The organism is Bacillus sp. GMa5/1 (assembly GCF_050172015.1).
Lineage (GTDB): Bacteria > Bacillota > Bacilli > Bacillales > Bacillaceae_G > Bacillus_A > Bacillus_A cereus.
This window is the reverse complement of record NZ_JBNLYC010000041.1, coordinates 22122-37204: the sequence shown is the minus strand read 5'-3', so window position 1 is coordinate 37204 and position 15083 is coordinate 22122. Positions and strand designations below refer to the sequence as shown.

Here is a 15083-nt window from a genome sequence, read left to right as displayed (position 1 = left end):
TGTGAGCCGGAGCCGACCAAAGAAATCATTCCAAGTCCAAGGGCTATCACCAGTAGTAGATATAATATGGTGCCCCTCTTTAATCTTCCCAGCTCTTATTTCACCGTAGTTACTCGCTACATTTAGGTGAACCTCTGCCATCGTCAGTTTAGCTATAACATCCGAATTTACATCCAATAAATAGATTTCTACACGCCCCATTGAATGGGCACTATTCTGGTTCCAACACTCAACGATTGCTTCAATCGTGAAGTCTTGTAGCGGTTCCTTTAAACTCTTTCTAGCAACTCCACCATGCCATTTACTACCTGCACCAAAGTTATCAATTACAAAGCGATCCCCATCTGATTTTAGAGTTCCTGTATTTTCACCTTCGTCAGTGTTTGGACCATTTTGAGTCCAACCAACCATTGTTTTCATTTCATCATGCATAACAAGTTGTTCTTTTTCGACTGTTCGTTCTTCTACGGATACAGGATACCCCATGCGAAAATGTTGTATTTCTTCTTCCTTTTTTCGCGAAATATCAATAAAAGTAGAAGGATTTTCCACTTTAATTTTGATAATAGGATCTGACTCTACGGTCCCTTTATTTTGAAAATCCGCTATTAAACCACGCTCATTCGTTTTACATTCTACTGTTCTAGAAGGCCCTAATTTATAAGGGGTTGGACATATTAGTGAAATAGTTGCTTGGTGAATATTAGATTTTTCAAGTTTTTCTTCAACTGACTCTTTAATCCCGTAGTAAACTAAATCCGGCTCATCTGTAAATGATATTTGCACAGGTACGTCAGTATTTAATAAGTCATTTAATTCATCTATACGCTTTCTTAGCTCAAAAAGAGAGACTCCCTTAAGAGAGAAATCTACTTCTAATACTCTCTTGGGAGTCCTTTTACTTAAAAAATATGAACCTGGGCGGTGAGGTACCGTTAACTCATTAATTTCGTCACTTAAAATTCCACGACCTCTTATATCGTTAACCATAAAAAATCCTTTTTCGTATTTTTTCTCGAAGTATTCTTCTAAATTAATTCCATTAAAAACTAACAATCTACCGCCCTCCTTTAAAATACTTCTCTACGTTTACGAATCGCTTCTTGCTCACCAGTAATATCGTCCACAAATCTTGCAAACTCCTGCTTACCTATTTGTATGTTAATATTCGCTGGTTCCTTATTTCTAGACGGTTGGTTTTCGTATTGATTCGGCTTATACATACTTGGTGTAGGTTTAGCCGAACGGTAAGCACCTAGTCCGTTAACACCTCTCGGTATGGAAGCACCTGTATCCACCGCTAACATTTCCGGCTTCATCCAGTTAGCCATATTTTCTGATGTCCTGATTATTGCGCTTTTCATTCCATCGACACCCTCTAAATAACCTTGACCGGTATATACACCATAGTCACGGAAAACACGTGACGGAGAATGAATTGATAATATGCTTGTGAATTTATCCTTAATGCCATTACCAATCTCGGTTACCTTGTCCCAAATACGAGATGCCATCGACGTTATACCATTTAATAAGCCTTCCATGATGTTCTTACCGATGTCCATTAAATTAATACCTTTTAAGAATGAGATAATCTTATTCCATATATTTGATATCGTATTAGACATCGCATCTAAGATACTAGACGTTGCGGAACTAGCCGCATTCCAACCCGCAGAAATAATATTACCTACAGCGGTCATAACGGAAGAAATCACATTGCTAATACCATTAAAAATTGCTTTAACTACACCCCATACCGCGTTTAAAACACTGGAGAAAATAGAACTTACTAGATTCAATCCACTAGTTACGACCGCGCCTATTAATGACATTGCACCTTTTATGATATTTCCGATAAGCGACATAACGCTCGATGTGATTCCTTTTACCGCTTCCCAAGCACCACTCCAATCACCTTTTAGTATCGATGTAAATAGCTTGATGACATTTGTGATGATACCAAGTACAGAAGTAATAATTCCCATTATTGCCGGGAATACAGCTTGTACAATCGAAAGGATAAATTGGATTGCTGGAATTAAAACACCTTTAATGATCTCAGCTACACCTTGGAATAGTGCTGAGATCACTGGCATAACTGCTTGAATAATCGCCATGACTACCGGGAATACCGCCTGTACTACTTGTAGGATAAGCGGAACAACAGTTGTAGCAACTATCGTTATTATTTCTCCGAATAATTTAATTAACTCAATTACGATTGGAATCGCTGTCTGAATAATAGATTGAATCACTGGAAAGACCTGCTGAATAATCGTAAGTAAAATAGGAACGGCTTCTTGTACGATAATCACAATAACATCCGCAAATAGCTTCAAGATCGCAATCCAAACGCCGACGGATGCTTGGATTACATTCGCAATTATAGGGAATACCTGTTGCGCCATTTCTGACAGCATCGGCATTACTTCAGCTGCTAACGCCGAAAGCATTTGTGATAATTCTTGGATTGTTTGCGTTATCGCTGGCATAATACCGATGGTTGTTTCAGCGAATAGTTTCATTAAATCTGTAACCATAGGCAACATTAGTTGCAGATTTTCACCGAATAACTTAAATAAATCCGTCGCAACTGGTACAACTTGTTTTACAACATCGCCAAAGAGAGCCATGATAGTTGAACCTAACTCACCGAACGCTGCGCCTAATTCTGCAAATGCAGGACCTAATGTTGCAAAGCTTTCTGCAATTACTTGACCTGTCTTTTGGAACTCTGGCGCTAGTGGTGCGAATGCATCTATAATTCCTTGCGCCAGTGAAGTGATTATTGGCATGATAACCGAAGCGACCGCGCTAAACACACTCTGGATTGATTCCCAAGCTGACATTAATGCTGCTTTTGCCTGATCATTTGTATTCACAAGTTTGAAAATCGTAGCACCTAACGAAGCGACAATAGCGATTACCCAACCAACAGGTCCAGTCACACCTAAAAACGATAATCCCAAACGGACAATTAAAGGTGTTAAAGTAGCAATCGTATTTCCGATTGTTGAGAATGACGATTTAATATATTCTACGATTGGCGAAATTGCGGAACTAATCCCTGAAAACTTTGCGCTTATACCATCGATTGCTGAACCAAATGCTCCACTGATTATCTGTCCAAGACTACTAAACTTAGCTATTACAGAACTAAAAAAGGCACCTATCGCAACGCCCATCGCTGAAAACTTAGCGGGGATTGTCGCAAGATACGCACCAAATGAGTCAATTGCAGATTTCATAGCTTCTATTGCAGATACTGTTACATTTTTTATCGATTCCCATGCGCTATTTACAGCATTACGGAACGTTTCGTTATGTTTGTATAGTTGAACTAGTGCTACTCCTAGTAAAGAGAGAATAGCGATAGTTGCACCAATTGGTCCAGTTAAGAATGCAAATGCTGCACGTAGAGCGACCATCGAAGCACTCGCTAGTTTTGCCATCATTGCACTTTCACCAAGCCAAGTAATAAGAGCCCCAACTGCTGTTATCGTACTACCTATACTACTTATTAAAATCCCAAGTACAGCCATGAAAACAGTGAATGCTGCGCCTACAGTTACTATCGTTGCAATAGCTGTTTTCATAGTAGAAGATAACCCATTGAACCAGTCTGCTAACTCTTTAATTTTGTCAGCTACAACTGAAATAGCGGGAGCTAAAGCATCTGTAAATGCACGAGCCGCTACATCAAGAGACGATTGCATTTTAACGATCGCGCCTGCCCAACCTTCGAGCATCGAATCTGCAGCTTTTTTAGAAGCACCATCAGATTTAATAAGCGATTGTGTTAATTTATCAATTTTTTCTGGTCCGGCTGAAACAAGTGCCATCATACCTGATACAGCTTCTGTACCAAATATGGTAGCTAGTGCTGCACCCTTTTGAGCGCTCGTCATACCTTCCATACCTTTTTGCAATTCGCCGATAATCTGAGAGAGCGACTTCATGTTACCGCTACTGTCTGTCGTGGTAACACCGAGTTGTTTCAACATGTTAGCGGCTGCTTTAGGCGGTTTTACTAAACGAAGCATTGCTGATCTTAGGGCTGTACCTGCCGTCTCACCTTTGATACCCGCGTTAGACATGATACCGACAGACGCTGCGAGTTCTTCCATTCCAATACCCAACTGCGCTGCTGGACCCGATGCGTACTTAAATGCATATTGCATATCGTACACGCCTGCTGCTGTTGCGTTTGCTGCCTGAGCTAGTACGTCCGCTACATGACCACTATCCTTCGCTTCCATACCAAATGCATTTAATGCGGAAGTTATTGTATCGGCTACCATTCCTAGATCCTCGCCGGAAGCTGCCGCTGCTGATAGAACACCTGGTAGTGCTGCCGTTGATTGTGCGGCATCGAAACCTTTTGCACCTAATTCGGCATAGGCCGCTGCTACTTGACCAGTCGAATATACGGAACTAGTCGCCATTTCCAAGATATCTTTCTTAACTTGTCCGTACGAACCACCAGTGAGCACCGCTGCTTTCCTCGTTTGCTGTTCGAATTCCATCGAGTTCTTGATCATACTTCCAAAAGCTTTGCCAGAAGCATACGCAAGTGGTGCAAATGCCGTTGTCATACTTTGCCCTACTGCCTGCACCCTACGTCCCATTTCTTGTGCTTGATTACCTACATTTTGAAATGCCCTTTGCCAAGCTGATGTATCAGGAGGTGGTAAAGGTGGCGGTGCAGGAATTCTAGGCGGTGGTGGTACATTGGGCGCTGGAACATTTATCGGTTGGCTAACAGCTTGATGAAATTCACGCCAAAGCTGTGTAGCTTGTGTTAAACTGCTCCGTAATGAAGATATATCTGCTAAGAGTTGTACTTCTACTCTATTTTGACTAATTTGTATTCACCGCCTTATCCGTTCTGACTTCGTAATGCTCGTTCGATATCATCGAATAAAGACTCGTTTGCGTGAATCTTTTTCGTAAGTTGCTCACGCTCTTTTTCCTTCACTTCTAATATTCGAGCGTTTTCAGGACGTTTGTATATGTCATCTAGACTCTTTACCTTCTCGCTCTGAGCATTTCGATAAAATAGCGCTTGAACACTAGCAATCTCGTAAGTATCAAGTAAACGTTCACGATATCCGGTAAGCATAATATGGTACTCCTTAATGCTTATCCGTTTAGATTCAAGCGTTGACATACCGAAATATCGAAAACAATCTGCCTGTAAATCGTCAATGTTTATTCGTACAGACTCTCGAACGCTTTCTTCTCTTTCTCTCCCATGCTCGCTAGTAATTTGTTCACGGTCTTCTGGAAGAAAAAACTATTAAGAACAACTGCTTTATTGAACTTTAAGATGTCGTCAAAAGATAACTCTTCAGATAATAATTGGCGTTCAATTTCTGCCTCAATATCTTTTTGCGTGATACCTTCACCTGTATGAATTAATCCGTAATAAATTACGTTAACGAAATCTTCAAGACCACCTTGCATTGCTTTTTGAACAAATTCAAATGGGCCACCATTACTATCGATTAATTTGATTGCTTCAAAACCGTATTTAAGTTCATATTCTTTTCCTTTTACTTCAAAGCGTGTATATGATTTAGTCATTTATAAAAACCTCCATTAATAAGTTGATATTTCTTTTATAAAAGTAGTAGGCGAAGTCTCCTCCGCCTACTCATGAATTCTTTATGATTGAACAACCGGTCCGTCAGATGCTCCAGGCGGAAGTGTAGTAACTTTACCTACAGACAGACCACCGTTTAACTTCGCTTCAATAGAGTACTTAGAGAACTCTTCATTTTCATGAGAAAGTTCAACGCTACTCAACATAAATGTTCCGCTTTTCGATTTGTACTCACCGGCTTTTGCACTGCGTAAGGAAACTTCATGAATTTTAACAAGTTTCTTATTTGTAATAGCTTCCTCAATATAATCAAGTGCCTCATCACCTTCTGTACTTACGCCTTCGATAGATACAGATTGTGTTACATCCCCGTAATCACTACCTGATTTGTCTTTTGTTTTTAATTCAATTTCCCCAGCTTCAATAGAACGTGAACCTGAAGTTTGATTAAATAAACGAACTGTTTTGGAAGCACCAGCTGCTTGTGGAATGTCGATTAAATATAATGTTTCTTTACCCTTGAACTCTGGCGATGCCGCTTGTGCTGTTACTGTTGTTTCAGCCATCTATATTCCTCCTTAATTTAAACCCTAATTGTAATAAAGCTGAGGTGTTTCGCCGTTACTTGAGCAATATCCGTTTGCGGAATCGGCTCACACGACGAAACTTCTGTATATAAAAAACCGATTAGCTTAGGGACCTTCGAACTTGTGTTGTACAAGTCGATAGGGCGCCTTTCTAGTCGGTCAATGATCTTATCTTGTAATTCATTTCGGTTAGATACTGCATCAGAATATACTCCGATTTGTATTAAATGATTTCGTGCGTAGTTGTCTTTTGAATATCTGTCGATAGTCCCTGTTAACGACTCAACTGTAAGAAACGGTTTTGACTTTCCTGTTAAAGAAACGCCATCGTATATCCAGGTAGTAGGAGCAAATTCTTCTAATGCTTTTTTCAGCGAATACATCACATCATTTACTGTAGTCATGTTATAGACCTCTCGCTGTTCGTTGTATCGCTTTTTCTAAATCAGAAACTAAAGGTTGTTCGCCTTCAAACATCGTCTTACGCATGAAACCTTTTTTCGTTCTGTGCGTGTATTCTTGTACAGCTGCATATTCAACATCTGAACCGTACAACCATCCAGTTTTATCTCCATTTAAAGGTTTTACACTTGGTGGTATGCTTCCTGCTAAGTTACCTGACTCAACAGGCGCTCTGTTAGACGCTGTATTCGCTTGTAACCTTGCATGCTTTTCAACAGTGTTTGCCACAGGTGTTTTGTAGCGGTCAGGATTATTCATCCGGTAAATATTTTCGAGGCCTTTAATTCTCGCGCTTACCTTCATTAAATCACCCTCTTTACGACTACTTCTCGGCGGTTGGCTCCGCCTAATCCTCGTTCATCAATCAGCATAATTACATATTTAATGCCATTTCTCTCAAGGTGATTTACATCATTTAAACTAATATCGAGATGGAAAGTAACAAGCGCTTCACCTTCTTTTACATCAGTACCTAAAAACTTTGCTTTATCTTCTAACGTGAATTTTTTCCAAACAACTTGCACCGATTCTTGAATTTCTTCACCTGGAATTTCTTCACCTGTAATTGGATCCTCTTCCTTGGTTCCTTTTCGCCAAAGAATAATAGATTCACGACGATTCTGTTCGATTAATTCACGATTAGCTCTTATTTGTTCGATGTCCTTTTCCGTTAACACTTGTTATTCCTCCTCTCCGATAATGTAATTTAAACGAGATGAACATTGTGGATGTGGGTTGATTAGTTGAGATAGCAAACTCTCAGGAATCTTTTTCGGATATCTTCCTGGTCCTAATCCATAAGCATCGCGCCTAGCTAATTTGTAGCACATATGCTGTGAGTGATAACGGTGTCGATGCCCATTATCAATAATCTTGTAACCTGTGACAATATCACTCTCGTTACCGTTATAAATAGTAGCTGCCCGGTGTGTATTATTGCTTTCCGTAATCGCTACACGTTCGACTTTCCACTTCTCATTATCATGTACTTCTCGTATTTTCTGAGAGATAGAACTAATACTTTCACCTTTTAGTACAGCTGGCCGTATTACCTTCGTTAACTCCGCTCGCATATCGCCCGCTAAGTTCCAAACTCGATCAGATAGTATTAACCCATCTTCGCCTCTACGCTTTAGCATATTCCTCACGATTTGCTGATTTAAGTGATCTAAATCTTTTACTTTCAATAGAGTCTCAGCAAGTTTAGAACTCGTCCATTTCGATGTATCACTAATCATCTTTTCAAACGATATCCCTGCTTGCTTGCGAAACTCTTTTTCGTAGTAATCTAAATCTCGTAATAAATAATTTAGTCTACCTCGTTTAATAACACCATCTTTTTGGTAGTCATTAATTAAGTCCAATAAGAAGAGACGGATTAGCATAATTGCAGCAACCGTCTCTTCTACTTGTTTTTCATTCTCTTTTTCATATTGCTTTGATATCTTATCAAGCGTTTCGTCAAATTCTCGCTGTAAATCACTCACGGACGATCAGCTCTTTTAGCAATTCTAAAGTTAGATCCTGAACCATCGTACTCCGCTCTCTTGCTACTCCATAAGTCATAATAATGTTGCGCTAAATCACGGTAATTCTTCGATACGTTGGACTTATCTACACTTTCTTCACCGTCCGTATATTTGAACGATGATGCTTCAGTTGTCGCTTTCGCCATTAAATCTACATAGCGATAGTAAAACGTAACTAACTGCGCTTGTTTATCATTAAGAACGGTTAGCGACGAAAAGCTATTTGCTAATAAAGTCTCATCAAAAAGCAATTCGTCGGCTTGCAACCGTTGTTTCAGTTCTTCTACGCTAATAAAACCTTCCGTCGCCATAGCCGTCACTCCTCTGTAGTTACTTTAGGGGTACGCTTGCGTGTAGCGGGCTTTTTCGGTGCTGACTCACCTTTTTCACCCGCATCTGCTTGCGCTTCGATAATTTCGACGTAACCAATCGATTCTAAATGTACCGCTGATTTTTCGTCGATTTCGATTTGTGAGCCGATACCGTGTCCATCCACGATACCGCCCACTACTTTGACCTTAATCATTATTCAGCTGCTACGTCAGCATGGAATAGTAATGATGGTTTTTCTACAATTGGGAAACCTGCTGCTGCTACACGAATTACTGATTCGATTGGTTCGAATTTGTCGTAAGCACGTAAGTCGATACCTGGTTTGTAGTCGTTTTCTACTGTTGGGCCATATACGAAATTACCAAGGCCTTCTGAAACAAATACAACACGGTACTTAGGCATGAACTCAATCACTTCATCTTGTCCTGTGTAGACATTACGTACTGTAATTTTGCGTTGTTCCACAATTTGAATTGGTGGTAATCCGTAACCTGCTAAAACATCATTAACTTCTGCAATTGATACGCGTGTAGCACCGTCTTTTGCCACACCACGAGCTTCAGCAATAATACCTTTGTTCTTTTGTAATAATGCTTGCGTTTCGCGAGTCATCAGAATCACATCAGCTTTTTTACCGTTTGTATCAGTGTATTTATCACTCCATGTGATTAAATTACCGATGGCATCAGCATTTGCATCTGTCCAAGCGTTTGTGCCAGTTAAAGCGACCTTATGATCAGTCGGAATACCATAATCAATATCGATTTTTACACCGTTTTTGTTATAGGCGAATTTTCCTTTTGTAACAGCTTCTAATTTTGAAATATCAACGCGGCGTTGTAATGCTTTTACTAAGTCTGCACCTTTAACAATCAGTTTTTCAATCATCGCTCTATGTTCAGCATCAGAACGTGATTGATTTAATGCAAGTAACTCTTCTTCCGTCGCAATATATTTAAGACCCATTTTAGCAAGTTCACCCATTTCAGAAGCAACTGCATCACGGTCAATTACTGGTGGTTCTGCACCATATCCAATCATTGCTGCGATATGGTTCGTCTTTTTAATTACGTCATATGCGAAAGTCGTTGAGAATACTTGATCATTCGGTAAGAAACGATCCGCTAATGTTGGAGCGTCCTGTTTTTCCTTTTCTAATGCATCAACTAACCCACGTAGTGCTGGCTTTTGAAATTCTTTTAATTGAGTAATACCCGACATTTAATTTCCTCCTTATATTTACGTTAAATAGCATAATAAAAAGCCGCTTTATTTGGCGACTTGATTAGATGTGTTTAACATATCGAATTAATGGTGTTGCTTTCTTGAATGAATCCGTTAGGCCCACAAGCTTTGCTTCATAAACAGAGCCTCTAATAACCACTTGACCAACAACTCCATCATTTTTACCATCGCAATCCCAATCAACGTCAAGAATAGCGAACTCATCGAATCCCGGCTCAAGTGTACCTGGTGTTTTTTCTTTATAAGGCTCAAACTTACCTGTAGTAGTGTTACGTGCAATCGCTGTGCCGCATTCGATGTACTTTGCACCAAATTTAGCAGCATCTAAAGTAGCTCCACCCTCGATATATTGTAAATGCTCGCTCGCTAAAATATTTTTACCACTTTTAAATGGTTTTTCAGTAAATTTAGGTGTATAAGGCATTTAATTTCCTCCTCTTATAATTTTCCTTTTGCTTTTAATTCAGCGTATAAGTTACGCCCGACGTCTGTTGGGTCCTTCGGTTCTGGATTATCTCTTCTAGGATTACCCGGTGAAGGATCAGCACCAGTATTTAAAGGTAAAATCACTTGTTTTACAGATTCAAGAGACGCTTTTAATTCATCCTCTGAATCACCTTTTAACAAGTCCTTTACTAAAACAACCTGTTCAGGGGCATATCCAGCACCAACTAAGAGGGTTTCCTTCTTAGCATCTAAAGTTTTCACCTTTTCATCAGCTACTTGCTTTTCTAAGTTTAGATATAATTCTTTATACTTTTCTTGGTCCTCTAAATTCTTACGTTCTGCTTCCTGTCGTTCTTTTTCCGTCTTTTCATCAGCTTCTGCTTTCGCTTTTGCCAATGCTTCGGCAATCATACGTTGAACATCTTCGTCAGTATGTGTCGGTTTTGGTGGATCATTAGGTGCCGGTGGGTCATTTGGCACTGGCGGTTCAGGATTCGGATCGGAAAAGAATTGTAAGAATCCGTATTTCGAATTTACTTTTGGTATAAATAGCTTAGTTTTCTTTGATAGAGTCATCTATCCGGTACCTCCTCTGTATGGATCTGTATTTTGTCTTGCCCTTTGTTGTTCATTTGAAATTTCTTGTTTCTTAGCTGTTATATTCTCTACGCCTAGACGATTCATCGCACCAGCAATTGATTCAAGTCCTGCTGAAGTCTCTTCCGTTAATAATTGAACTAATTCTTTACGATTATCCGGTAAAGGAAGCACAAATCGTATTTCATTGTCATAATCTTCTCCAATAGATTTAACAACTTCTTTGTCGTAACTGAATATTGGTTTATTAACCCTCGCTTGTAAGTAACGAATGGTTTTTTCGTGCAACTCCTCTAATCTTGGGCCCCATGAAAGCCAATGTTCCTCGGTTTCTTGGATGATATCGTGAAACAGTACGTGTAAAGTCTCACTATTCAATCCCCCGAAGTTCATTTCGGACGGTACAATTTGAGGTAATGAGGTGATTTCATGCAATGCACCTTTTACCCTCGCATATTGGTCTTTAAAGGCATCTTTCCAACGGAAACCACCTTCCACCTTTTTAATATCTGGCGTTTTTCCATCCATACCGCCTTTTGCCTCAAGCACAGCTCCTGGTGCAATCTGTAGTTTATCGACTGTTCCATCAGGTACGTTTAGTAAAGCTGTCATAGAAAACATTTCGAACTTAAGTGAATCAAGAGCATCCTCATTCATGCTATTTAATATGTCGGTTTGCTCTTTCATATCATCAACTTCCGTATTATCAGCGGCCGAGGCACTTAAATCATTAACCGGGAACAACACAACCGGAATAAAATCTATTCCCATTGATGTTTTATCTTGAATTTGTTTGATAACCTTCAAGTTTTTATCATAAATAGCCTCTTCAATGAAGCACATACCGTTTTCTAAACTAAATGTTTGTTTATATATAACCTCTTTGTCATCCATACGCTTGAAATTAACGAAATGAACAGCTTCTAATTCGTCATAATCATCATCTGAATAAATCGGAATCACTTCTGTATCAGGACGGAAAACCCATTTGATTTTACCGCTCTTCGGGTTAAAAACAATTTTACAAGCAACCCTACCAACAATCAGACGATCTCTTGCAGCCTGTATCAGCTTTTCTCGCATTTTGTTGTCTTTCCATAGCTTATATAACAACTTTTCATAGTTATCTACTCGTTGATTCTCAATCATTTGCTCTTTAGATGGCTTGTAATCCATTTGCAACATTTCTTCAATCGAATCAATTTGCTTTGGAGAAACTGAAATACCATGTTTACCCGCCATTTGCCAACGTGCTTTTTCATTAATCATGACTTTGAAATAGTTCGTAGCATAACGAGTAGGATCATAATCCAATCCATCAGGCCGAGGTAAATCCCTAGCTTTTACGAGTTGTCCTGTATTTGGATCTACGTGCTGTTTCCCATCGTAATACTCGTAATATCGAATTTGTCTATTAATGCGATTCCAAGTTTCTTTCCCAATAGCTTGCTGCCATGGTGAAAACAGAAGTTCATCCATATCAAGAGGATTTAATATATTGTAGTCTGCAATCGGTTGATTCATTGTTCACCTCCTTTCTATCGCATTCTTTTAGCGATAGTTCTTACTACTGTAGAGCTATTACCTGCTGCCGAAACAGCCATTTCTAAACTATCCGGCAAATCATCGTGCATATTTGTACCGTAGTACTGAAATTGCTCTAATAATAAAGAATGTCTTCTATCAAACTGAATTTCTCCATTTTCAATACGAGGTATTAACGCTTCTATACGTAATTCCTTATTAAATCGTTGTTTCACCTTGTGTAAACGTGTATCGGCTGGATAGCCAACTGATACTAGCTTTTTTTGTAACATATCAGCAAAGAATTCTTGAGCTGCTTGCGCTTCAACAGCAATTACATCAGGCCTAAAATGCAACACATCTTTAGTAATTACCTTCATAAATTCGTCCGGTTTCACTTTTTCACCATAAGAGCCAATAACATAAATCGTATCGTTCTCTTTATGCTTTGCTACAACAGAAATGGCAGAATAGTCACCGCGTTGTTTACCCATTGCCAAGTCAACACCCATAGAAATGAAGTATTCTCCATTTAGGAAGTTGCGATTTAAATCCCTATCGTTCCAATAGATAAAGTTGTCAGGATTAAATATCATCACTTCTTCATCAATAGGGTTGTTTTGGAGCTCTGTATTAAAAGCTTTGCTTCCGTTATCCCATTTAAATTTCATCAATTTAAACACCGGCTGTACTTCTTCCCATAAAACCTCAGCACCATCAACCATTTCGTCATAATGAGCCGTAAAGAATAACTCAGCATCTCTTGCTCTCGTTTTATTCTCTCTATCCTTATAAATCGACTCACATTCAGCCCACAAATCTTGCCTTGTAGGTGGTGTAATTAATGCCTGGTACTTACGGGATTCAAAGTCAGAACGGCGCTCCATAATATCAATTAAAAGCGACTGAGGATGTACTGTTGTACCCATGAATACAATAGCTGTACGTTTTCCCTCCGGATCCCCAAGAGGAATGACTACCTGAGCAAACCAATCCTTTAACTCTTGCCGTAATTGAGCTGTATTTGTGTTCCGTTTATCTTCTAAATCATCGCAAACGATTAAATCAGGACGTTTACCATTCCAGTTTCGACCACGTAGAGCCTGTCCAGTAGATGCCGCTTGAACCAAAGTGAGTAATTTCTTCTCGTCTTTTCCTTTTGGCTCCCATGCAATGAATTCGGAAGTATTATCCCTTGGATTCATTTGCTGTTTTGTATGCAACAACGGGCCAAAATCACGTCTTAGCTTCTCATTACTTTGCAATTGGAGTTTAATCCACTCTAAATTCGCACTAGATACACTAGGAGTTTCCGAAATTAAGATGATATAGAACCTTTTACGGTAGCAAATCTCATGAATCGGAAAAGCCTTTGATAAGTAAGAAGATTTTGCATGAGAACGAGGTGCTGCAACAGCTACCCTCTTATTAATCTCTTCTGTAGATACCACATTCATGATGTCACATATCTCTTCATGGAAATGCGGTGCATATTCTGTAATATTGTCCAAACTAAAGTCGTCAGGGACCTTAAATTCAGGAATCCAGTTACCTGTATTGTCTTTATTTCTATTTTCACCAAAGTAGTTGTAAGCAAAGAACAACAAATCAGTCTCGCCGCGGTTAATGTCCTGGAGGCGGTTATATTCATCGATATATGTTTTGAGTTCTAGTTTTTCATCATCAGTTAATTTGTTTCTATTACGAACTCTAGGAACAATGTATCTTTTCAACTGAGTAATCTTCTCCATACGCTCTTTTCTGTCAAACCATTCTTCATTTATCCAAGCGATATAGACCGCCTCCTTCCATAATTTGTTTGACTACATGTAAAGTAATAGTTATACCGAATGTAACAGAACGATAGTGAATTACATTAAAATCAAGGAGTGATACATATGGCTGGTGTTGTCCAACCACTTCGTACCAAACGTGATATCGACAAAATGAAAAAAGCGTTAGCCGGGAAGCCACGCGATCTATTGTTGTTTATTATCGGTATCAATTCAGCATTACGTATTTCTGATATCCTTAAATTGAAGGTAAAGGACATCAGAAACAGTGAGTTTGTTACTATGCATGAAAGTAAAACGAGTAAAGCAAAAAGATTTCGTTTAAATGAATCCATTAAAAAAGCCGCTCAGGATCTGATTCCTGAAACGGCTAAGGATAGCGATTGGCTATTTCCTTCTAGAAAAGGTGATAAAGCAATTTCTCGTGTTCAAGCTTATCGCATATTAAATAACGCTGCTGAAAGAGCTGGTGTTACAGTAGAAATGGGTACACATACACTTCGTAAGACATTCGCTTATCACGCTTATAAAAAAGGTGTTGATTTAACATTGTTACAATCTATATTAAACCACTCTAGCCAACGAGAAACACTACGTTACATTGGTATCGTGCAAGAGAATATTGACGATGTATATGTTGAAGTGAATCTGTAAGACTGCATCTTGACGATGTGGTCTTTTTTGTTTTACACTTGCGTAAAGTCAAAAGTTAATTTTGATACGCGGATTTTTAGTGTGTCTGGCGAGCGCCTTTCATTTCAAAGGGCCCCGGGGGTTTTATTCTATTGCATAATTAATACGCGTTTTTGTATATATAATGTAACAGAATGACATTCTGTAACATTCAATCACACTTAAAAACCTTATTAAACCAACGTTTATGAGGTTTATTTTATTTATTTTTCTTTTACTACTTTTATGCATGCGTAATATCAACGTTTGTAGCTTGCGTAGTTAG

The 15083-nt window shown here is 39.0% G+C and carries 17 protein-coding genes; 1 reads left to right on the top strand and 16 read right to left on the bottom strand.

Annotation, left to right across the window (positions count from 1 at the left end; translation table 11 throughout):
• The 16 genes from ACQGSG_RS12780 to terL all read right to left on the bottom strand — a co-directional run.
• Positions 1-1056, bottom strand: a 1056-nt coding sequence (locus ACQGSG_RS12780) for a distal tail protein Dit (protein ID WP_426947463.1), incomplete at its 3' end; no start/stop codon positions are given.
• 14 nt (positions 1057-1070) lie between these two features.
• Positions 1071-4598 carry a phage tail tape measure protein gene (locus tag ACQGSG_RS12775; RefSeq protein ID WP_426947461.1) on the bottom strand — a complete coding sequence of 1176 codons (3528 nt, stop codon included), beginning with the start codon at positions 4596-4598 and terminating at the stop codon, positions 1071-1073.
• A 284-nt stretch (positions 4599-4882) separates the two neighbouring features.
• Positions 4883-5173 carry a hypothetical protein gene (locus ACQGSG_RS12770; protein WP_086396534.1) on the bottom strand — a complete coding sequence of 97 codons (291 nt, stop codon included), beginning with the start codon at positions 5171-5173 and terminating at the stop codon, positions 4883-4885.
• Between the two features lie 41 nt (positions 5174-5214).
• Positions 5215-5589: a tail assembly chaperone gene (locus ACQGSG_RS12765; RefSeq protein WP_073339553.1), complete on the bottom strand. Its 375-nt coding sequence runs from the start codon at positions 5587-5589 to the stop codon at positions 5215-5217.
• An 81-nt stretch (positions 5590-5670) separates the two neighbouring features.
• Positions 5671-6174, bottom strand: a complete 504-nt coding sequence (locus ACQGSG_RS12760; RefSeq protein WP_426947458.1) for a phage major tail protein, TP901-1 family — start codon at positions 6172-6174, stop codon at positions 5671-5673.
• A 17-nt stretch (positions 6175-6191) separates the two neighbouring features.
• Positions 6192-6599 (bottom strand): hypothetical protein, encoded by a 408-nt coding sequence (locus tag ACQGSG_RS12755; protein ID WP_426947457.1) that lies wholly within the window; start codon positions 6597-6599, stop codon positions 6192-6194.
• Between the two features lies 1 nt (position 6600).
• Entirely contained in the window at positions 6601-6960 is a 360-nt protein-coding gene (locus ACQGSG_RS12750) for a hypothetical protein (protein ID WP_426946121.1), read from the bottom strand.
• Positions 6960-7334, bottom strand: coding sequence for a hypothetical protein (locus tag ACQGSG_RS12745; protein ID WP_426947455.1), 375 nt, complete (start codon positions 7332-7334; stop codon positions 6960-6962). The genes ACQGSG_RS12750 and ACQGSG_RS12745 overlap by 1 nt, the downstream gene beginning before the upstream one ends.
• Before the next feature lie 3 nt (positions 7335-7337).
• Complete coding sequence (locus ACQGSG_RS12740) at positions 7338-8144, bottom strand: hypothetical protein (RefSeq protein WP_426947454.1); 807 nt, start codon at positions 8142-8144, stop codon at positions 7338-7340.
• Positions 8141-8497, bottom strand: coding sequence for a hypothetical protein (locus ACQGSG_RS12735; protein ID WP_426947452.1), 357 nt, complete (start codon positions 8495-8497; stop codon positions 8141-8143). Before ACQGSG_RS12735 ends, ACQGSG_RS12740 begins: the two co-directional genes overlap by 4 nt.
• Positions 8498-8502: 5 nt before the next feature.
• Complete coding sequence (locus ACQGSG_RS12730; protein ID WP_426947450.1) at positions 8503-8712, bottom strand: hypothetical protein; 210 nt, start codon at positions 8710-8712, stop codon at positions 8503-8505.
• Positions 8712-9740, bottom strand: coding sequence for a major capsid protein (locus tag ACQGSG_RS12725; protein WP_426947448.1), 1029 nt, complete (start codon positions 9738-9740; stop codon positions 8712-8714). Before ACQGSG_RS12725 ends, ACQGSG_RS12730 begins: the two co-directional genes overlap by 1 nt.
• 64 nt (positions 9741-9804) lie before the next feature.
• Positions 9805-10188, bottom strand: a complete 384-nt coding sequence (locus ACQGSG_RS12720; protein ID WP_426947447.1) for a hypothetical protein — start codon at positions 10186-10188, stop codon at positions 9805-9807.
• A gap of 14 nt (positions 10189-10202) precedes the next feature.
• Positions 10203-10787: a hypothetical protein gene (locus ACQGSG_RS12715; RefSeq protein WP_426947445.1), complete on the bottom strand. Its 585-nt coding sequence runs from the start codon at positions 10785-10787 to the stop codon at positions 10203-10205.
• Positions 10788-12332 carry a phage portal protein gene (locus tag ACQGSG_RS12710; RefSeq protein ID WP_426947443.1) on the bottom strand — a complete coding sequence of 515 codons (1545 nt, stop codon included), beginning with the start codon at positions 12330-12332 and terminating at the stop codon, positions 10788-10790.
• 14 nt (positions 12333-12346) lie between these two features.
• On the bottom strand, positions 12347-13789 hold the full coding sequence (terL, locus tag ACQGSG_RS12705) for a phage terminase large subunit (protein ID WP_426947467.1): 1443 nt from the start codon (positions 13787-13789) through the stop codon (positions 12347-12349).
• Between the two features lie 441 nt (positions 13790-14230).
• Here terL and ACQGSG_RS12700 point away from each other — a divergent pair, with 441 nt between their 5' ends.
• A complete protein-coding gene (locus ACQGSG_RS12700; RefSeq protein ID WP_426947441.1) occupies positions 14231-14779 on the top strand; it encodes a tyrosine-type recombinase/integrase in 549 nt (182 codons plus the stop codon).
• Positions 14780-15083 lie beyond the last annotated feature (304 nt).